The sequence below is a fragment of the Enterococcus sp. AN402 genome (assembly GCF_040719405.1).
GTDB lineage: Bacteria > Bacillota > Bacilli > Lactobacillales > Enterococcaceae > Enterococcus > Enterococcus faecalis.
Genome location: NZ_JBFDTM010000004.1, coordinates 1,605,099 through 1,626,452, shown reverse-complemented (window position 1 = coordinate 1,626,452; position 21,354 = coordinate 1,605,099). Strand labels below are relative to the sequence as shown.

The 21,354-nt window shown below is 36.4% G+C and carries 20 protein-coding genes; 19 read left to right on the top strand and 1 reads right to left on the bottom strand.

Annotation, left to right across the window (positions count from 1 at the left end; translation table 11 throughout):
• The first annotated feature begins 308 nt into the window (after window positions 1–308).
• The 4 genes from AB1I62_RS09295 (at window position 309) to AB1I62_RS09280 (ending at window position 5,855) form a co-directional block, all read left to right on the top strand.
• Entirely contained in the window at window positions 309–440 is a 132-nt protein-coding gene (locus AB1I62_RS09295) for a hypothetical protein (protein ID WP_367019247.1), read from the top strand.
• Window positions 441–832: 392 nt separating this feature from the next.
• Window positions 833–4,732 (top strand): LPXTG-anchored aggregation substance, encoded by a 3,900-nt coding sequence (locus AB1I62_RS09290; RefSeq protein ID WP_367019246.1) that lies wholly within the window; start codon window positions 833–835, stop codon window positions 4,730–4,732.
• Window positions 4,733–5,364: 632 nt separating this feature from the next.
• The gene (locus tag AB1I62_RS09285; protein ID WP_367019245.1) at window positions 5,365–5,589 is read left to right on the top strand and encodes a hypothetical protein; all 225 of its coding nucleotides are present in this window, start codon (window positions 5,365–5,367) and stop codon (window positions 5,587–5,589) included.
• Window positions 5,586–5,855, top strand: coding sequence for an HU family DNA-binding protein (locus AB1I62_RS09280; protein WP_367019243.1), 270 nt, complete (start codon window positions 5,586–5,588; stop codon window positions 5,853–5,855). The genes AB1I62_RS09285 and AB1I62_RS09280 overlap by 4 nt, the downstream gene beginning before the upstream one ends.
• A 142-nt stretch (window positions 5,856–5,997) precedes the next feature.
• Here the strand turns inward: AB1I62_RS09280 and AB1I62_RS09275 are convergent, their stop codons facing one another.
• Window positions 5,998–7,248 carry an IS110 family transposase gene (locus tag AB1I62_RS09275; protein WP_367019242.1) on the bottom strand — a complete coding sequence of 417 codons (1,251 nt, stop codon included), beginning with the start codon at window positions 7,246–7,248 and terminating at the stop codon, window positions 5,998–6,000.
• A gap of 540 nt (window positions 7,249–7,788) precedes the next feature.
• Here AB1I62_RS09275 and AB1I62_RS09270 point away from each other — a divergent pair.
• The 15 genes from AB1I62_RS09270 (at window position 7,789) to mobC (ending at window position 21,352) form a co-directional block, all read left to right on the top strand.
• On the top strand, window positions 7,789–8,271 hold the full coding sequence (locus AB1I62_RS09270) for a hypothetical protein (protein ID WP_367019241.1): 483 nt from the start codon (window positions 7,789–7,791) through the stop codon (window positions 8,269–8,271).
• A gap of 152 nt (window positions 8,272–8,423) precedes the next feature.
• Entirely contained in the window at window positions 8,424–10,094 is a 1,671-nt protein-coding gene (locus AB1I62_RS09265) for a VirD4-like conjugal transfer protein, CD1115 family (protein ID WP_367019240.1), read from the top strand.
• On the top strand, window positions 10,095–10,367 hold the full coding sequence (locus AB1I62_RS09260) for a hypothetical protein (RefSeq protein WP_367019238.1): 273 nt from the start codon (window positions 10,095–10,097) through the stop codon (window positions 10,365–10,367).
• A gap of 83 nt (window positions 10,368–10,450) precedes the next feature.
• Entirely contained in the window at window positions 10,451–11,191 is a 741-nt protein-coding gene (locus tag AB1I62_RS09255) for a hypothetical protein (RefSeq protein ID WP_367019237.1), read from the top strand.
• A gap of 1 nt (window position 11,192) precedes the next feature.
• The gene (locus AB1I62_RS09250; RefSeq protein ID WP_367019236.1) at window positions 11,193–11,612 is read left to right on the top strand and encodes a PrgI family protein; all 420 of its coding nucleotides are present in this window, start codon (window positions 11,193–11,195) and stop codon (window positions 11,610–11,612) included.
• A complete protein-coding gene (locus AB1I62_RS09245) occupies window positions 11,572–13,878 on the top strand; it encodes a VirB4-like conjugal transfer ATPase, CD1110 family (RefSeq protein WP_367019235.1) in 2,307 nt (768 codons plus the stop codon). Before AB1I62_RS09250 ends, AB1I62_RS09245 begins: the two co-directional genes overlap by 41 nt.
• A gap of 678 nt (window positions 13,879–14,556) precedes the next feature.
• A complete protein-coding gene (locus AB1I62_RS09240) occupies window positions 14,557–16,191 on the top strand; it encodes an NlpC/P60 family protein (protein WP_367019432.1) in 1,635 nt (544 codons plus the stop codon).
• A gap of 1 nt (window position 16,192) precedes the next feature.
• Entirely contained in the window at window positions 16,193–16,774 is a 582-nt protein-coding gene (locus tag AB1I62_RS09235; RefSeq protein ID WP_367019234.1) for a hypothetical protein, read from the top strand.
• The gene (locus AB1I62_RS09230) at window positions 16,767–17,135 is read left to right on the top strand and encodes a thioredoxin family protein (protein WP_367019233.1); all 369 of its coding nucleotides are present in this window, start codon (window positions 16,767–16,769) and stop codon (window positions 17,133–17,135) included. The genes AB1I62_RS09235 and AB1I62_RS09230 overlap by 8 nt, the downstream gene beginning before the upstream one ends.
• Window positions 17,136–17,360 (top strand): hypothetical protein, encoded by a 225-nt coding sequence (locus AB1I62_RS09225; RefSeq protein ID WP_367019232.1) that lies wholly within the window; start codon window positions 17,136–17,138, stop codon window positions 17,358–17,360. It abuts the gene before it with no gap.
• The gene (locus tag AB1I62_RS09220; RefSeq protein ID WP_367019231.1) at window positions 17,350–18,186 is read left to right on the top strand and encodes a hypothetical protein; all 837 of its coding nucleotides are present in this window, start codon (window positions 17,350–17,352) and stop codon (window positions 18,184–18,186) included. The genes AB1I62_RS09225 and AB1I62_RS09220 overlap by 11 nt, the downstream gene beginning before the upstream one ends.
• Before the next feature lie 26 nt (window positions 18,187–18,212).
• Window positions 18,213–19,082 (top strand): LPXTG cell wall anchor domain-containing protein, encoded by an 870-nt coding sequence (locus AB1I62_RS09215; protein WP_367019230.1) that lies wholly within the window; start codon window positions 18,213–18,215, stop codon window positions 19,080–19,082.
• A 78-nt stretch (window positions 19,083–19,160) separates the two neighbouring features.
• Window positions 19,161–20,168, top strand: coding sequence for an ArdC family protein (locus tag AB1I62_RS09210; RefSeq protein WP_367019229.1), 1,008 nt, complete (start codon window positions 19,161–19,163; stop codon window positions 20,166–20,168).
• A complete protein-coding gene (locus AB1I62_RS09205) occupies window positions 20,165–20,431 on the top strand; it encodes a hypothetical protein (RefSeq protein WP_367019227.1) in 267 nt (88 codons plus the stop codon). The genes AB1I62_RS09210 and AB1I62_RS09205 overlap by 4 nt, the downstream gene beginning before the upstream one ends.
• Window positions 20,432–20,983: 552 nt before the next feature.
• The gene (gene mobC / locus AB1I62_RS09200; protein ID WP_367019226.1) at window positions 20,984–21,352 is read left to right on the top strand and encodes a plasmid mobilization relaxosome protein MobC; all 369 of its coding nucleotides are present in this window, start codon (window positions 20,984–20,986) and stop codon (window positions 21,350–21,352) included.
• Window positions 21,353–21,354 lie beyond the last annotated feature (2 nt).

Genomic DNA, 21,354 nt, shown 5'->3' with positions numbered 1-21,354 from the left:
TTGTTTATTTTGAAAACTATTTGGTATATAAATTTTTCCGGGAAGCTTTCTTTTAATGTGTTAGTAAAAAAAGGACTTACAAAATTTTAAAAATAATGTTGATTTCTTGTTCGTATCAGAATCAAATTTAGAAAGAGACTTTATAAAAAAGGGTACTGAAAGTTTAAAATATAGTTTGTACTGAATGTTGGGAAGCTGAAAAGAGGAAGACGTTCCAAAGGTAATGATTTTCAAAATATGAGTAACTTTCTGTAGCTGATATACAGGTACAAACTATAATCATTCGTGTGCTGTAATGAGGAAGCATATTGCTGAGTGGAAGAGAAGGAAATAAATTTTTAGGTTTGTATCAATACAATAGAATCCTGTTTATTGATATGACAGTTGCTGATTTAGAAATTGAAGAAAGTATTCAATTTAGACAAAGAAAATATAACTAAAAAGCAAATGGTTCATTATACAGTTTAACAAGTGCACAATCAAAATATGTAAAAGCGGTGTAAGAGTTAAATAAGGCAGAAGCAACAATTGAGCATTAATATGTCCAGAATATCGTGAAGTAAAACAAGAATAAAAAAGCAGAAATTTACCACATACTGATGGCTGTAGGTGCAGTCAGCTTTAAGAATAAAAAACTTAAAAACAATTATTAATAATCAATTGAAACAGCATCTATTGTGTGTTAACTGAATAAAAAATAAGTAAGAGAATCGAAGATACTTTCGGTTCTCTTTTTTTGGAGGAAAATGATGATGAAAAAGCAACGGCCCCTTGCTGCACTAAAAGTGTAAAGCCACAAAAGAAAAAATAAAAAATCAAAGGAGAATGTTTCATGAGTAATCAGACAGAAGTAGAGGTAAAGAAACGGTTTAAAATGTACAAAGCAAAGAAGCGTTGGATTGTTGCTCCCATTATTTTTCTAGGCGTGTTAGGAGCCGTAGGATTAGCTACAGATCATGTGCAAGCCGCGGAATTGGATACGCAACCAGGAACAACGACGGTGCAACCAGATACTCCTATTCCACAGGCAGGAAGTGAAACTGCACCAGCGGCAGAAGTATCGCCAGTAGAATCACCAGCTCCAATAGACACTACTTCTCAACCGACCAAAGCAGAAGAAGTAGTGTCAGGAAATAGAGGTGCTGAACAAGGTTCAGCTACTCCAAATGATACCACAAACGTCCAACAACCAGTAGTCAGTCCTGAAACAACCAATGAACCTCTAGGACAGCCAACAGAGGTTGCGCCAGGTGAAAATGAGGCCAATAAAGCAACGTCCATTTCGAAAGAATTTGAAACACCGGACGTTGATCAAGCGATTGATGACGCGAAAAAAGACCCGAACATTACCGTCGTTGAAAAACCAGCAGAAGATGTGGGCACTGTTTCTTCTAAAGAGTTAGCCGCAAAAGAAAAAGAAGTGGCCCAACTACAAAAAGAACAAGCGAAAAAGATTGCCCAACAAGCCGCTGAATTAAAAGCTAAAAACGAAAAGATTGCTAAAGAAAATGCAGAAATTGCGGCAAAAAATAAAGCAGAACAAGAGCGCTATGATAAAGAAGTCGCTGAGTACAACAAACATAAAAATGAAGATGGGTATGTAAAAGAACCAATTAGTAAGAATTTGGTATTTGACCAATCCATCGTAACGAAAGATACGAAAATTTCGTCAATTACAGGTGGAAAATTCATTAAAGCTTCTGATTTTAATAAAGTAGCTCCTGGAGAATCTAAAGATATTTTTACGAAGTTAAGAAAAGACCTTGGAGGCAAAGCGAAAGGAACGTTCCAAAATTCAAAAGTAATTGCGGCAGAATTTGGCCCCAAAGGAGGCTACGCAGTTCTTTTAGAAAAAAACAAGCCAGTGACGGTGACCTATACAGGGCTAAACGCTAGTTATTTAAACCGGAAAATCACAAAAGCAGAATTTATCTATGAAGTACAATCAGCTCCAAGTAAAAGTGGCACATTAAACGCCGTTTTTTCAAATAATCCAATCATTACAGCGTTTGTTGGAACAAAAAACGCGAACGGAAAAGATGTAAAAGTTCGTCTGACAATCAAATTCTTTGATTCTACTGGAAAAGAAGTGTTACCTGATTCAAATGCGCCATTTGCTTATGCGTTATCTTCTTTAAATTCTAGTTTAGGAGCGAAGACGACAGCGGATCATGCGGAATTTGTGTCTAATTTTGGGACAAAAAACGAAGTGAAACAAATCAATGGCTCGTACATTAAGAAACAAGCAGATGGAAAATACTATTCGAAGGTAGACATTGATTATGGCAGAGGTCCGAATAAGGTGAAAAACAGCGATTGGGATGCGGTGGGCTCACCTAAAGCGTACTATGGTTCTGCGGTTGGATTGGCTAAGAATGGCGGTAGAATTTCTTTTTTATTCGGTGCGACAACGAATGGAAAGGTAAATGGATCAGGTTCACAGTGGTTCGCCTTTAGTACCAATTTAAATGCAAAATCAATTACACCTAAAAAGCAATTTGATATTCCAAAGAAACCAGTGAAAGCAACGATTGAATTCAATCGATACAAAGCCAATGTCGTTCCTGTTCTTGTTCCAAATAAAGAAGTCACTGACGGTCAGAAAAATATCAATGAGTTAAATGTGAAACGTGGCGATTCTTTACAATACATTGTGACAGGGGATACGACAGAACTTGCCAAAGTAGATTCAAAAACAGTAACCAAACAAGGGATTCGAGATACCTTTGATGCAGAAAAAGTGACGATTGATTTATCCAAAGTGAAGGTTTATCAAGCAGACGCAAGTCTAAACGAAAAAGACTTAAAAGCTGTTGCTGCAGCGATTCATTCAGGAAAAGCGAAGGACGTGACCGCTTCTTATGACCTTCATTTAGACCAAAACACCGTCACAGCAATGATGAAAACCAACGCAGACGGCTTCGTTGTGTTACCAATGGGGTATAAGTATTTGCTTGTTTTGCCGTTTGTGGTGAAAAATGTAGAAGGCAATTTTGAGAATACTGCGGTTCAACTCACAAATGATGGTGAAACGGTAACGAATACGGTGATTAACCATGTACCAGGTAGCACTCCTTCCAAAGACGTAAAAGCAAACAAAAACGGAACAGTTGGCAGTGTTTCTCTACATGATAAAGATATTCCGTTACAGACAAAAATTTATTATGAAGTGAAATCTTCCGAACGTCCAGCCAACTATGGCGGAATCACAGAAGAATGGGGCATGAATGATGTCTTGGACACAACCTATGATCGTTTCACAGGGAAATGGCACGCTATTACGAACTATGACCTTAAAGTAGGGGGCAAAACGTTAAAAGCAGGAACAGATATTTCAGCCTACATTCTTTTAGAAAACAAAGACAATAAAGACTTGATGTTTACGATGAATCAAGCATTATTGGCTGCCTTAAATGAAGGAAGCAACAAAGTAGGAAAACAAGCATGGAGTGTGTTCCTTGAAGTTGAACGGGTCAAAACAGGTGACGTAGAAAACACGCAAACAGAAAACTACAACAAAGAGCTTGTTCGTTCTAATACGGTGGTGACGCATACACCTGATGATCCAAAACCAACTAAAGCCGTTCATAACAAGAAAGGGGAAGACATTAATCATGGAAAAGTGGCTCGTGGTGATGTTCTTTCTTATGAAATGACCTGGGACTTAAAAGGGTACGATAAAGACTTTGCCTTTGATACAGTCGATCTTGCGACAGGCGTTTCTTTCTTCGATGATTACGACGAAACGAAAGTGTCACCAATCAAAGACTTCCTTCGTGTCAAAGATTCTAAAGGGGTAGACATTACGAATCAATTCACGATCTCTTGGGACGATGAAAAAGGAAGCGTAATGATTTCTGCTAAAGACTCACAAGCCTTTATTCTAGCGTATGGTGGGCAAGAATTGCGTGTAACGCTCCCTACAAAAGTCAAAGCCAATGTTTTTGGGGATGTTTATAATTCAGCAGAACAAAATACATTTGGTCAACGAATTAAAACCAATACCGTTGTCAACCATATTCCAAAAGTGAACCCTAAAAAAGACGTGGTTATTAAAGTCGGTGACAAACAAAGTAAAAATGGTGCCACAATCAAATTAGGGGAGAAATTCTTCTATGAATTTACAAGTAGTGATCTTCCTGCAGAATATGCCGGTGTTGTGGAAGAATGGTCGATTAGTGACAAACTAGACGTCAAACATGACAAATTTAGTGGCCAATGGTCTGTGTTTGCCAATTCTACCTTTGTTTTGGCAGACGGAACCAAAGTGATCAAAGGGGACGACATTTCGAAACTGTTTACGATGACCTTTGAGCAAGGAGTAGTGAAAATCACGGCCAGTCAAGCCTTTTTGGATGCGATGAATCTAAAAGAAAACAAAAACGTTGCGCATTCATGGAAAGCGTTCATTGGTGTAGAACGAATTGCGGCGGGGAACGTTGCCAACACGATTGAAGAATCTTTCAATAACGAAACGGTTAAAACCAATACGATAGTAACACATACGCCAGAAAAACCACAAACACCACCAGAAAAAACAGTAATTGTGCCACCAGCACCAAAAACACTGCAAGCACCAGTAGAGCCATTAGTAGTAGAAAAGGCAAGTGTGGTGCCAGAATTGCCGAAAACAGGCGAAAAACAAAATGTTTTATTAACGGTAGTTGGTAGTTTAGTTACAATGCTTGGTTTAGCAGGCTTAGGCTTTAAACGTAAAAAAGAAACAAAATAAAGAGAACAGAAAAGAAGGACAATCACATTCGTCCTTCTTTTTTAGTTATGGAAATGAATTTCTTTTTATCTGCCGTAGGCAGTATCGTATTTCTAGTATCTAGTTTTGTCTTCTTTCAAAAGCGTCAATCAATGAATAATGGTTAAAGAACAGGGGAAACTAATGTGTTCGTTTTGGTCGGTTTGGTGCTGTGTGTGTTAGCAGCTTTCTTTTTTTATTGTTTACTCAATAAAGATTACACAAAAAAGAGATTTTTCTTCGTTTTTTCACTCACTGTTCTAAATGCTTCAACAGCTGTAGGAATATTTTTAACTATGCTTTTTAAGTGAGGCGGTCACATGAAAAAACGTCTTTAAATACCAGTAGAACCATTCGTTTAGAAAAACAAGCAGCTGTTGTGCTGATGTTGCCAAAAACAGGGGAACAAGCGGTTAGAGGTTTCTAGCCGCTTGTTTAATGATAAGAAAGAGGTTGAAAAAACAGATCGGTAAAAATACAGCGTATTTTGCAATTTCAGACGTTTTGAATAAAATGGTAGGAACTATTTTAAAACCTCGGAGAAAGTGATTTTCGAGGGTGTTTTTGTTGTCTTTGGTTTATTTTCATAGGGTGAGGTGAAGGGTTCAGTGCTAATGACACTTGATAAATTTTTTGTAGAAGAATTGCAACGAAACGGGTACGATATTACATTTTTGGAATTACGACCAATTTATTCAAACAGTCGAATGCGCAATCGAGAGATTTTAGAAGAAAGAAGAAGAGCATGTAATCGAGAATTTTCTAGAAAATATTGGCATGAAGTCGCAAAGCACAAGCGACAGAAAAAAGGAAGGGATTTGAATGATCGGACGTCGTGATTCGTGATATAGCAAAAGAAATTGCGTTAGAAATGGAGATGAATAGCCAAACGATTAATCGTTTGTTTGGTTTACTACTGGATAAAATGATTGAGCATTTACAAAGTGGAGAAGAAATCAAATTTAATCGTTTTGGGAAATTTTTAATTGTTCATGAAGAAATACGCCTAGTGAACCCCGAAACAGGGGAACAGGAAAGACATCCGATGAGGTATGTGGAGTTTGTACCAGGTTCTGAATTGAATGATGAGGCAATGAATCGGTAAAGAAAGCCTAATGGTAATAAGTCAAGATAGAAATTTTAAAACATGAGTTAGATTTTCAAAGATTAGATCGCACTGAACTAGACCCGACGAAAATTTGATTTTTTTCGGGTTGATTACGAGGGTTTGCGCAAATAACTTTACGTTATTTTTCTATCACCACCTTCGTTGGCTGATAGAGTTGACCGTTGCGTAGTAGCACATCGATCAAGCGCACAAATTTTCTCCCGGTTAAGACGAGCGCTCGCTTATGTTTGTGTTTAGGGACTTCATTTTTCTTTTTTTGGTAGTACTCTTTAAATTCTGGAAGCGTGATTCTTACTCGATTGGTGGCTTCAATTAAGTAGTAACGAAAATAGCGATTTCCAGAACGATTTAGTGGTGTGTTTTCAGATTGAGAGTTCCCCGATTGATTCTTAGTCCAAGTTAGACCTGCATACTTTGCTAATTTAGATTGATCGTCAAATCGTTCGATTTGACCAATCTCAGCGATTAAGCCTGCGGTATAAACTGGCCCTAAACCTGGGACGCTTAATAAGCATTGGGCCTCTGGAATTGTTTCAAGTAAGGCAGTAATGGCTTTTTCGATTTCTTTAATCTGTTTTTTTAGAAATTTGATTTCATTGGCGATTATTCCTAACACAAGGTCAATAGAGTTCTTGGTTACTTTACCTAAACGATAAGAACTACGAACAGCTTTTTTAATACTTTTGACAAGTTGCTCAGGTTTTTTGAATCGACCTTTTCCTAGCTTTTGAAGTAATTCGGCTGCTTCTTCCAAAGGCATTTCTGAAAATTCATCTAAGGTAATGTCCTCTGTTAGGAGATTCATAATCGTAGTTCCAAATACAGAAGTTTTATTGTCTTCATTCGCAAGTTCTTTTGATAAGGTGTTACATTTATACGTCAGATTTTCTAAAAAATGTTGTTTGGCTTCCACCATTTGTGTGACTAATTGATAACGAGATCTTGTCAATCGTTGAAGCCCAACATAGATTTCTTCTTTAATAGGAGATAGTGTATGAAGATCTACTCGCAGATAATCAGCTATGATCCGTGCATCAATTTTATCTGTTTTATCCTGATCAAACATTCTTGAATACTGTTTGATTCTATAAGGATTTTCTACAGTGACCTCGACAGGTAACTGCTTCAAATCTTCATCTAGATAGAAAAACATTGATGGATGGAAACTATAAACAGAAGTTGATTCCATGCCTATGACAATTCGAATGAAGCCGCAGGTTTCTTGGTACTTCAGAATTCTTTGTTTGATTTCACTGGCTCCGATCAAATCGTTGCTAAGTGAATCTTCAAATAGAATTTCTTTTGAATCTGTTAAAAAACAAGTATCTAGTTTTTGAGAGCTAACATCTAAACCGATAAATAATTTCATGGAAGGGCCTCCTTTCGTAAATTATTTGGAAATACTTAGCTATTGAAGTTTATCCCTGAACCTTATTGGATAACCGCAGTCTCGCTTAATAGTACTCAATTGTTTACTTCCTAAAAGCCACTCTATTTCCTACTAGAAATAGTATAAAAAGTAAACGGTACAGCTAATGGGTTTGAGGCATGATAACCAATAAGTCGGGACGCAGGCTTTCTGCTGTAGTCATAGCTACAAAGGAAAATAGCAGTGTTCCGATAGACCGTTTCCACAAGTCTATTATTCAGGAACAAAAGTCAATAGCCAAGGTTTTAAAGTTATTTAATAAGGAATAACCCGAAAGGGTGACTGGAACGATGAAAATCGTTTCAAAATATATATTACGAGAAGGAACAAACAAATGAAAAAATTCTTTTATTGGACACTTATTATTCCTCTTCGCGTACTACTAAAAACATGGTTGATTACCTGGAAATTAGTTCTTCAATTGATGATTCTTTTTCGATAATAGAAGTCACGGTTAGTTGAGAAGGGAGTGGGTTTAAAGTGGAAGACGAATTAGCAGTAAGAGTTATTTTATCTGCTGGAAAAGATAGTATTCGTTATTTATATCCGTTGTTAAAAACAAAGTTAAATACACAGGCGAAAATCGCTCGTTTTACAGACAGTGAGGTACTAAACGAAAGTTTAGCCAATAGCAAAACGGCATTAAAAGCGTTGAAAAAAGAGTATAAAACAACTGGTGTTGACTTCTTTTCTCGGAAATTACCAGATGGAAAAATTGAGTTACTTTTTCATGCGAAAGATCGAAACATGATTCTAGCAACGACAGAAAAAATTATGCGAGATATGCAAGAGAATCCGCAAAAATATCTAAAGAAAGAGTCAGTGGTAAAACCAACAAAAGGTAAGAAAGAACCAACATTGAAAGAAGAAATCCAGAACGCGCAACAAATCCAACAAGAACTCTTGAAGAATGCACCAAAACAATCGTTAAACAAAACAATTAAGAAAAGGAAGAGCGTTTGATGCAAGCTAGTTCTTTTGCAATAAAACTAAAATTTGTGTGCTTTTTACTTTTAGGAATCGTTTTGGGATATTTTTTTCATATATTCACTTATTTTCTTCTTCTCGAGAAAGAAGAAGGAATATATAAATTAATAAATAGTGCAACGAATGTGTTGACTACTCTTATAGATGGAAACTTCTTATTCCGGTTTGAAGTCTATCCATTGCTGGCCCTTTTTTTAGGCTTCATTATCGCGTTTCTTTTGTTTTTGCTAAGTTTAGGAGATGGAAAATATCGAAAAGGAGAAGAATATGGCTCTGCTCGTTGGGCAACAGCAAGAGAAATGAAAAAATTTGCTGATAATGATTGGAAAGACAACAATATTCTGCTTTCAAAAGATGTCAAAATGAGTTTAACAACGAAGAATATGCCGTTGAAATACCAAAGAAATAAAAATATTCTTTTGGTTGCTGGTTCAGGTGCAGGTAAAACAGAATTATTTGTGAAGCCCAATATATCTCAATGTCATTCCTCTTATGTAGTGACAGATCCTAAAGGGAGATTACTTCATGAGACAGGACAAATGATGGAAAATCATGACTACCAGATTAAAAACTTCGATGTAAGTACATTTAAAAATTGTAACCATTTCAATCCATTTAAGTATATTCATGATGAAATTACGTTGAAACGTGTGATTCAAGTGATTATAGATGCGACCAATGGAGAAAATAATCGCAAAGGGGAACCTTTTTGGGATAAATCAGAAGAGTTATTACTGAGCGCATTGTTTTCTTTTTTGTATTACAAATATAAAGGGAATCCTAAAAAAAGAATTGAAGGGACAAATGAATTGCCTGCTCTATACCATATCTCTGATCTGATTCGTTTACTAAAAAGAGAAAATGAAGCGGTTCCTTCAGTGTTAGAGATTATGTTTTCACAATTTGAAGACCGCTTTGGTTCGGATAATTATGCTGTGATGCAATTCGAGAGTTTCAAAAGCTATGAAGGAGAAACGAGAAGTAGTGTTTTGGCTATTGCAACTTCACGATTTTCTATGTTCGATTTACAGGATATTCGTGAGCTATTAGAAGATGATGATTTAGAAATTGAAACTTGGATTGAGAAAAAGACCATTGTCTATCTTACGATTCCCGATATGGATAAAACATTCAATTTTCTCGTGACAATGATTTTTATTCTAGCTTTTCGAACATTGGAATACCAAGTTGACTATGTGTATGGGGGAAATCCACCGAATCATATTCGTTTTATCTTAGAAGAATTTGCGAATTTAGGGAAAATCCCCAATATAAAAGAAGCATTGGCTGTTTTTCGTTCGCGTGAAATGAGTATAGATATTATCATTCAAAATCTGAATCAGTTGATCAGTATGTATAAAGATGACTGGAAAAGCTTTATTGGGAATTGCGATACCTTGCTTTATCTTGCAGGTTCTACAGAACCTGATACACAAAAACTCTTTTCTGAACGTGCAGGAAAAGAAACGATTCGGATGAAAAAGAATTCGGAAAATAGAGGACGAAATGGCTCGTATTCCATTAGTCATGAAGTTTTAGGGAGAGAGTTAATTACACAATCAGAAGTTGCAGAACTATCTCGAGAAGAATGCTTAGTTTCAATCTCTTCAATGCCCATGTATAAAGGAAAAAAGTATCCTTTTGGCGGGCATCCATTATCGAAAGAATGGAGTAAACATAAAAATGACGAAAACTGGTATGAATTTACACCAGAATTTAAAACATTGGGAGAAGCGTATGATTATTACAATCAAACATTATCCCCCAAACAAATGGTAGAAATAGAAGGAGTGACGTAAATGAAAACAAAAACGTTATTATGGCTAGGAAGTCTTCCACCTCATTTAGTAGTGGGTACGGCAGCATTAAATACAATCAAAAGGTTGCTGACGTGGTTCTTTGGTGCTGGGGCAATTGGCTTGATTATCGTTGGAGTGATCCAAATTGCGGAAAGTATGGCAGAAGCCAATGGTGGACAACGAACAAGAGGGATCATGTTAATTTTAGGAGGGTTGCTTTTAGGGGGAGCTGCTGGACTTGTACAGTTGCTTACGGCACCTCCAGGTAGTTAATGTATCGTTAAAACGGAGGAATCAAAGGGAGATAGTCCACCACTCACTACTTCTTTTTTCTAAAAACTGAAGGAGGAAATGTCATGGATTTATTTAAAGTCCTTGGAGGACAAGCAGAGCATTTGAATGACAAAGGGTGGGAGTACGTTACTGCAATTATGGCGAAGTCAACAACGAAAGTAGGGATCTATTTACTTGTTTTTTTCTTAATTTTTGAATTGGCAAAAATCTTTGAAACGGCAAATAAAAACAATGAAGGAACAGTTGTGCCGATTACAATGTTTCAAGCGTGTGTGAATACACTGCTTGCTGGCGCTTTGGTTTCAGGGGCAATTTTCATTTTACCTTTTATTAATGAGATTGTGGTTGGTGCGATTAATTTAATCAAAGGAACGGGTTCTTATCGACTTTTTGCCTTTGCTTCTCCGGCAGTACCTAGTGCTTTTGATGGACTAGGCAAAATTCTTTCCTGGGCGATTACATTTATAGTAGGGTCTATTTCTTCTTTGGTTATTGTCGTAATTGTCTGTATGCGTGCGTTTCAACTCTATGTCTATACAATTTTAGCACCAATCGCATTTTCTTCATTTGCTTCAAGTGAGTATCGTTCAATTGGTGTTGGTTTTCTAAAACATTACTGTGCACTTTCTTTGCAAGGTTTTGTGATTCTAATTGTTTTAGGGATCAGTAATGCATTTTCTGCGCCACATGTAGAAGGAGCCGTTGCAGGTGGGTTTGCCTCGTTAGTGCAACCCGTTATTGTGATGGTACTGGTTATTCAATCAGGTAAAATTTCAAAATCCGTTGTAGGACTAGGAGGATAGCATGGAGATAAAAGTATATAAAGATGGTTCAAAGATAAAGAACAAGATTGTTGGATTAACACTACGGCAATTTCTTGCTCTTTTACTGATTGGTGTTGTGACAATTTTTATGAGTCTAAACTCGTTCTTTTTTCACATTGAGGCAATCTTTTTTGAGTTGCCACTCATGATAAGTCTTTTTATCGGTCTTTTTTTCTTTCTGATAAAAATTAATGGCTTGCCAAGTGATCGTTGGTTTAAGTTGAAATGGGCGTATTTAAACAAGCCTATAAAACGAACCTATCAAACAGAAAGGATCGTGAACTATGAACGTAAAGAATTTATTCAATCGAAAAAAGTCAAAGAGACAGCCACCTTTATCCAAAACAGAGAAGCTACGGTTGAATCGATTAAAGAAGAATGCACAGAAAGCAAAAAATAGTTCAAGTCAGAATGTATTACGCTATACGTCTCTTTTTGAAAACGGCTTGATGCATATTGTCGATGATCACTATTCGATGACCTATGAGTTGGGATCGACTAACTATGCAACAGCAACAAATGAGGAACAAATCAATATCATTACCCAATATAATTCGATGATCAATACATTATCGAATGAACAACATTTTCAGCTTACGTTAGTTGTTTCAAAGATACATGAACAAGAATACCGTGTACAAAATGAATTTCCTCTACAAAATGATAGATACGACCATTTCCGAAAAGAATTGAACGAAATGATTATGACAAACTATCAAAAAGGATTAAACAATTATCAGATTGATCGATATATTACTATCGCTACAAAAGCAGAAAACAAAGAAAAAGCATTAGGAAAATTGGAAAACACGCACACACTTATGGCAAATACATTGGCCAGTATTGAGGTGCCGATTCAGTCATTATCTGGTTTTGATCGTCTACGTGTGATGAATAAAATTCTAAACCCAAATAAGCCACTATATGGAAATTTTGGTGATATTCGACGTTCAATGTTGACTACAAAGGATTTGATTGCTCCTACATCACTTAAATTTACTAAAACAGCGATTGATGTAGAGGAGCGTTTCAATCAAGTGCTGTATCTAAGGGAATTTCCAATGGAGCTTTCGGATCATCTTTTTAAAGATTTGGCAGAATGTGGACAAGAACTAGTAATTACAATTCAAGCACAACCGTATTCTATTATGGAAACAAATAAACGGCTACGTGCACAAGCGACAAATGTCGAAAGTGAAGTAATCAAACAACAAAAAGCGGCGTATAAAGAAGGGTATTCACCAGATTTTATAGGGCGAGCGACGAAAGAAGCGCAAGCAGATCTTGATGAAGTAATTAAATTTGTTCGTGAGACAGGAGACAAACAATTTTCGTCTATTTTTCTTATTTATGTAACAGGAAAAACGTCCGAAGAAAGAGACGAGAATACACGAATGATTAAAGCAATTGGGGAGAAATACGGAGCGATTTTTGCTTCTCTTGGGTATTTACAAGAAGAAGCATTAAATTCTATTTTGCCAATCGGAATGAATTTTACTGATTGTGAAAAAACGTATCAAAGAGATTTAATCACCCCTAATTTGTCGATTAATTCGCCTTTTACAACGGTAGATATCAACCATTTTAAAGGGAAATTCTATGGCATTAATCTATTTTCCAACAATATTATTGCCATTAATCGAAGAGATCCAAGTATGGATAACTCCAATGGTTTAATTACCGGAATTTCGGGTTCAGGAAAATCGATGACTGCAAAATATGAGATCATTACGACACTTTTAAAAAATCCAGAAGATGAAGTGATTATCCTTTCACCAGATAACGAATATAATGAGTTGACTCAAATCTTTGATGGACAATTGGTGAAAATTGCCCCTAAGACAAAGCAACATATCAATATTTTAGATCTACCGGATGAAGATTGGTTGGAAACCGATGATGATTCTATCGGGTTAAAATCAAGCTTTTTAGTTAGTTTGTTTTCTTCTTTATTTGAGAATATTTCAGAAATTCAAGAATCGATTATTGATGAAGTCACAATCAAAACCTATAAGCAACATCAACATCCAACATTGCATGATTGGTATGAGATTTTAGCTACTATCAACAATGAAGAAGCGCAAGATTTAGCCTACAAATTGAAGCTCTATATTACAGGATCCATGGACATTTTTGCTCATAAAACGAATGTTGATTTGACTTCACGATTCACTGTGTACAATATCAGCCAATTAAAAAATAAATTTAAGCCATTTGGTTTTATGGCATTAGAAGAAAAAATTTGGCAACGCGTCGTAGAGAATAATGCAAAAGGGATTACAACTTGGGTGTATTTTGATGAAATACAAGTATTATTATCCGGAACATCAAGTGAAATAACGAGAGAAAAATTCAAAGATATTTGGGCACGAATAAGAAAATATGGTGGGAATCCGACAGGTATTACCCAATTTATCGATACGGTACTGACAACAGAAGAAGGACGTTCGATGTTCTTTAATTCTGAATTCTTGGTATTGTTGAAGCAGAAAAAATTTGCGATTAATATTATCAAACAGCATTACAACTTAACCGAACAACAAGAACAATATTTAAAAACGCCAGCCAAAGGAAGTGGATTGATCATAGCGGGAAATACAATTGTTCCTTTTGAAAACACTATTCCTAAAGAAACAGAATTGTATCGGATTATGCAGACAGATTAGTGAGGGATTCATATGGCTGCAAAACAATCAGATAAATTTACGTTTAAAACAAATGAAAAGCTAACCAAAAACTTGCGTCAATCTACACGAAAAGCAGGTTTTAGGAAAAATTATCGACTGGAAAAAGGAAAAACTTATCCAACGAAGTTTAGACGATTTAAACATACAAAGGGATTTAAAAACGTTAGAAAAGTTTCTGCTCATTCCAATTCCTTTTCATCAAGTATTTCGTTGTTAAAAAAATATAGCCCAAAGAAGTCACAAAAGCAGCAATCAAACCAAGGGCTATTTTACAAATCAGGAAAAGGACTAAAAAAAGCAGCATCAACTGTAGATCCATTGATGGAACAAAGTTCCAGTGAGGACGAAGAGGAACAGGCAACGAATGCGTTTAAACAACTGTTAAAAAAGCCTACAAAAAAGCCTACAAAAAAGACGATTTATCTCTCCAAACAAGGAATACAAGATAAATTCCTTAAGAAAAATGGATTTACAAATAACCGAGGAATGAAGAAGTATGTTCGACCGATACTAGAAAGCAAGAGGCCTTCTTATTCCAGTAAAAATCGTCCATTCCCTAAAATGAAACCACTGCCTAAGGCAAAAGTATATACAGAAAAGGCAGTGACATCAACCGTTGCTATAGCTAAATCGGTTGTTTCCACGACGGTTACTTTTGTGAGTACCTTTTCTTTTCCTTTAATTGGAATAGTCGGCACAGGGATTTTGCTTATCTTATTTTTGTCGCTGTTTGTTTCTATAAAAGAAAATCAATGTTCTCATCCTAGTTATAGTGATAGGATCACGACAGAAAATATTTCTAAAGCTCCACGATCAATTTATGACTTTATTAAAAGTCATAAAGATGCCTATATTCTTTCTTGGAAGGCAGGAGGGTTCTTGCCATCTGCCAGTATTGCACAAACCATGGTAGAAAATGGGTTTAATTTTACAAATCCCTCGGGTACCTCCTTTTGGCAGGCACATAACTTAGGCGGTGTCAAGACGTCACGTTTGGAAGACTTTCCCATCACACTAGCAACGTTTGGTAAAGATGCGGTGGATATTACTGGAACGAAACCTGGAACCAATGTGGGAGATAATACCGGTGGTGCTTACACGTACTTTAAGGATTACAATGCCGGCATTGTTGGTAAAGCCGAGTTTATGGCGCATCAAACGTTGTATAATGGAGCGATTAATAATACAAATGGCCCCAGTGCGTTACAAGCAATTTTTCGTGGTGGTTGGGCTACAGATCCAGGCTATTTAACAAGCTTGTTGGCGGCTTATGAGAGTTTAGGAAAAAAGTATCAATGGCTTGATCAAGAAGCGATTACCAAGTATGGGACAACGCCTTATAAAGCAGGAGCTGGCCTTAGAGATCCACTTCTGATTCAGAAGAAAGAAGATCAGGCTTCTATCAATGCATCAAAACGGAACAAAATCGTTGCATTGGCCAAAAGTCGTATCGGTGTGCCTTATGTCTGGGGTGGTCGTGAATGGGAAACTGGAATGGACTGTAGTGGATTGACCATGTTGGTGTATCAACGAGTTGGAGTTGATTTACCAACAACTTCGGAGTTGCAATCAGCAGAAGTAAAAAAAGTGGAGAAAGATCAAGCAAAACCAGGAGATTTAGTCTTTTGGGGAGCTGCTGGTAGTGCCCACCATGTGGCGATTTATCTCGGAGATGGCAAGATTATCGAAGAGCCACAACCTGGAGAAACCTGCAAAGAAAATGTGTTGTACGGGGACTATTGGTTTGGTTCTGTTGATGGCTTATCAAATGATTTGGACACTGGAACAGATGAAGACGGCTGTGTGGTGAATCAATTTTCTAGCAAAGAATCTGTTGGAACAACTAATGCACCTACATTAGATGTTCCAGCGGAATACAAAGGCAAACTCACTTTGCCCCCGCCCGACAACAAAAACTATGCCGGGAACAATTATCCGTTTGGACAGTGTACATTTGGGGCCTATAATCGCATGGCACAACTTGGCACACCAATTGAATGGTTTTCAGGTGATGGCGGCAATGGCGGCTCCTGGGGAGCTTCTGCGCGTGCAAAAGGGTATACCGTAGTAAAAGGAAAACCACAAGTGGGGTGGGCAGCCAGTTTCTATGGTGGTTTGGCTGGATCAGCCCCACCGTATGGGCACGTAGCCGTGTGTGAATATGTCAATCCAGATGGCAGTATCTTAGTCAGCGAGACGAACGTGGTGAATCCAGGTTCTGGGACACGTTCTTGGCGTGTGATTGATCAAGCGATTGTGGCTCAAGTGGAATTTATACAAGGGAGAAGATGAGATGCAAGAGAACGTGACGGTATGGAAAAGAATCTGTCTGATAGTGGCAATTATTTGTTTTGTGGTGCTCATTGTTTCTATTGGTATTCATATTGAAGGAAAGAAAGAGAGACAACAACAAGAGGAGAAAATTGAAGTGTTAGAAGGAAACATAAAAAAAGCCAATCAACGATACGAACAGTTATATTCACAAAAAAATAATACCCAGAATGACTCGTTGGTACATGCGGCTAAGGCGGTTTTTTCAAGTCTTTTTAATTATGATTCAGAAAAAGATACGCTCAAAGAAAGACGTGAGAAAGCACGTGAATTTGTAAGTGAAGAGACATTGGAAGAATTTTTTCCAAAAGAAGCAGCTTCTTACCAGGCTTCTGTTCAATCGGTTTCTCGGATCCATGAACCGATAGCCATCTATTATTCTGCCACCAAAGATAAAAGACAGAACGTATTCATTCTGATCAAAAATGCTGTGTCAATTGCAGGTAGTAAGCCACAAGAAGCACAATTTACGTATCGAGCAGAATACGATTCACTAAGAAACCAATTCGTTTCAATAGAGTTTATGGGGACATTCAATGAATAGGCGAAAGAAGTGTGTGTTTCTATTTGTGTTTCTTGTTTTCCTAATTATTGGGCTCATCGGTTATGGCTGTTTCAGGCAAGAAAAAAGCTTAGCTGTTGTTTCTAGCATTCAGGAAGAAAAAATCGTCTTTTTTTACCGTGACGATTGTCCAGACTGCCAGAAAGTATTTTTACAAGTCTATTTGTGGGATCTTTTGCATCAAGATATCCAATTCATCAATCTTAACCAGGAAGAGAATTGGCGCTTTCTCTCGCAATACAATGTTTATTCTGTCCCAACGTTTATTTATCGAGATCATACGTATGCAGGTACGAATCGACAGGCTATTGGCGATTTTTTAGAAAAAAGGAGTGATGAATAAATGGATCAAACGCTACAGGAAAAGAAACAAGAATTATTGGATCGTCAAGAAGCATTAATTAAGAGACGAAATAAAATTAATCAGGATTTAAAAGAGCTCAAAAAGAAAATGGCGAACGTTGAAAAGGATTATTTGATTGAAATGTTGGAAGAATCCAACGTTAGTATCGAAGAAGCGATTGAGCTATTGGGAATTGATTATAAGGAACATAAAGATGATTACTAAGAGACCTTTTAAATATGTATTTTCTGAGACAGAAATAGACGATTTTTTGCAACATCCAGAAGAATTTTTCTATTTTGAAGATTTTGTTACGCGAATGATTGATATAAACGCAAAACTAATAAAACTATCTGCTCTTCGGAGATTAAAAGTAGTGATTACAAAATATACGAAAGATGAAAAAGTGATTCATACGGAAATATTTCATCTCCCTGTTTCTGAAGAGACAAATTTCGAAGCCTTATTGGATTCGTTTAATCAAGAGAAGCCACCTAAGCGAAAGAAAGCTTCTTCAGAAAAAGAAAAGCGAAGGTTCGTCGTTCAGCCTCCTTACACAGAAAGAAGAATGACGGTTAAACTGGCGATGTTTCTTAAAATCATGTGCCTATTTTTCTTACTCTTAGGCACATTTTATCTTGGAAAATCTGTTCAATCAGAGCCTAAGATTCCAAGTGAAGTGAGCGAGCAATTGAACAACTTGGAAAAACAAGTCCAACAACAACCACAAATCGACACATTTAGTCGCTATTTTTTAACGAATTATTACACCGGCATAACAGAAGGGGAGAAAGTACAGGAGAGAATCAACCGATTTGTCGATAAAGGTTTATTAAAAGACGTTTCAGGGACAGATAAACAAGTCAAAAGTATTTTACCTTGGGAAGCTAAGCGTAAAGGCTCGACATGGCACCTTGCGTATATCGTGACCTTGCAAGATCCTCAAGAACAAACGACGACCCAACAAGTGTCTTTTTCTATCAAGGAACAAGACCAACAATACAAAGTCATGACGATCCCTAAAGAGGAACCTTTTGAAATCAATCACTAAACCAAAAAATTTAGGAGGAATTTTTTATGAAAAGAATCGTTTTAACCAGTTTATTTAGTGCAACGCTGTTTGTTGGGGCATTTGGAACGGCTGCTTTTGCGGAGAAAGTAGTTCCTACGGATCCAAGTACACCACCAGTTGAAGCACCAACAGATCCAAGTACACCTGTTACGCCAACAGAACCGACAACATCCGTGGAGCCATCGGTTGATCCTGGCATACCACCTGTCACGCCAAGTGAACCAACCGTCCCTGTAGAACCAGAACAACCAACCGAACCGAGTCAACCGACAGTACCAAGTGAGCCAACTGAACCAGTAGATCAAACTGAGCCAAGCACAACGGATACGTCTGATTCTACGACTGATTCGTCAAGTAAGGAACAACCGACTACAGCTTCTACGAGTGAAGAACCTGTAGAAACACCCAAAGAAGAGCCAAGCAAACCGACAGTAGTGCCTAAAAAAGAAACAACACAGAAAGAAAACCAACCGGTTACTCCCGCAAAAGAAGTAACCGTACCGGTGGATCCAGCTGGGGAAATAACGACCGATCCTTCTCAAGGAACTAGTGTACCGATTGTTACAAGTGATGTAAAGGAAATCAGTTATGTACCAACACCTGCCACACCATTAAAGGCAGCAACCGGTCAAACGATTGTCGGTGTGTTAGATGGAACACCGCTAGTGCAAAATGAACAAGGAGAATTAGTAAAAGATGTAGCAATTCCAGTGAAGAAATTACCAAGCGGCAACATTGAAGTCAAAACAGCCGATGGTCAAACAAAAGTTTTACCAAAAACTGGGGAAGAAGAACACACCGCCCTTTCAGTTCTTGGTTTGATTTTATTCAGCATCACCACGTTTTTGGGTTATAAGAAAACGAAAACATTCTAATGACGAAAATATTTTTAAGGGGTTCTCTTGCATGAAGGGAGCCTCTTTTTTCGTGGTCATTTTGAAAGGAGCATAGGAATGGTACAAGATTCATCAAAACAATCAGATCAACTTCAAACGTTGTTAGCAGAACGAGATATACGTAAGTTAGGAAACTTTTTAAAAGATCAGGTTGAAGAGTTTAAACAATCGGATCAATTTAAAAATTATTTGGATTTTGTTGCTAAGTGTCCAAAATATTCGATAAAAAATATTCAGTTGTTACTCAAACAAAAACCTACTATTGGACATGTAGCAACATTTACAAAATGGAAAGAGCGAGGCTACCACATTAAAAAAGGATCGAAGGGGTATAAAATTTTTATGCCTATTATCGGTGCAAAATACGAGAATGGGCAGCCAGTTTTAAACGAAAAAAATGAAAAAGTAATGGAAGTAAAAGGGTTTAAATTGGGGACAGTATTTGAAGATAAACAGCTTGTAGAATATGAAAAAATTCCTAAACCAGTAGCTTATCTTAATCAAGACCCAGGTCTTACGAAAAAGTTGTTTATTGCGTTAGCAGAAATAAGCAAAGTAGAAATTGAACTAAAACCATTAGAAATAGATGGTTATTATTCTTCGACTGAACAAAAGATTTTCATCAATTCGAAATTACATGGTGCGGATTTAATTCATACACTCATTCATGAAGTGACGCACGCAAAACTTCATCAAAATACTGAGACTTCGTTTGGAGAAAAACAATATTCCATTCAAGAATTAGAAGCAGAATCGACTGCGTATATTGTCGCAAATAATTATGGAATTGATACATCAAAGTATACACTAGGCTATCTCAATTCTTGGGGATTAGATAAAATTAGTAGTGAAGATTTGTATGACGTGATGGAAAAAGTTCAAGCGACAGCAAAAGAATTAATTGAAACCATTGATTTGGAATTAAACAAGCAAAAAGAAACTCAACTGAAAAAAACAACGCTACAAACTGAAATTGAAATGGCAAAAGAAAAACAAAGTGACTTACAAAAAAATAAAAAACAATCTCAAAATAAAGCAAAAATGAAAGAAGGGGTTCCATTATGAGTGAAGAGCTTAGAAAAGAAGAACGGTATGGAATAGAAATTTTTGAAGCTATTTCTTATTCAAAAGAATTTCCAGTCCCAAAGAAAAAGTTACTTCATTCATTTAACGTGATGATTAAAGAATTGGAACCGCTACTTGAAAAAGAGGAATTAGAAGAATATATACAGGCAAAAAAATTTATTCAATCGTTACCCGAGTTTGCGATAGAACTTATTTGCGAATTGGTTGTAAGACAATACGAAAAATTTGATTCGATTTTCTAACTGTATCGTAAAATAGATCTATCTAGTTCCGAATCAACTATTTTTTATCTCTTAATTTTTTTGTGGGCATTTTATTTTTTAGATTGATTTTGTAAAAATAAGTTTTTGTTCGGGAAATAAATTTCTGTAGAAACAAAAAAATTGCTTTAAATTTTTTAAGCAAAGAAAATTTAGTTTGAAAAATTTATTTTTGACTTTGGTTGTCGAATTTTTTTAAATCCAAAAATAGAAAAAAGTAAAATCTTTTTTAGAAAATGGGGATTGGGGCAGCGCCCCAAAAAAGAAAAAATCCAGCTGAAACAAAAGACAATTAAAAGGCCATGTTAGTTGTTTCTTTTGTGGCAGATGGATTTTTTTATCTAAGTGGGCACCCACTTAGTATGCTCGCAACAATGCATTTTAAGAGATGTCCTATTCTGAGGTTAAAAAAGCATTGAAAAAAGAAAATAAAGAGGTCAAAACGTTTTTGGGAAATGGGAAGATTTTTTTGAGAAGAGAAAATTCTTTCTTGAAAAAACTGGAAAAGATTTTTAATTTCGTAGGAGGAAGAAAATGTGGAAAGAAGAAAATAGAATAAGAAATATCCCAAAAAAATTTTGGGTAAATGAATCCGAACAAGAAGCTATTGAAAAAAATATGAGAAAAGCAAAAATAAAAAATTTTGGATTGTATGTGCGTAAGTGTTGCTTAAACAAAAAAATTTATGTGGCAGATGTTTCTTCTTTCGAAGAAATTATTTCTGTCATTGCTCAAGCAAATTTTGAAATGAAACGAATTGGAAATAACCTAAATCAGATCGCAAAATATTTGAATGAGTCAGAACAAAATTTGACAAAAGAATTGATGAAGGATTATCAAAATGAATTGAAAATTCTTCAAATAAAAATAAAAAGTGTATTAAAAGAATTTTCGGAGGGATAAAA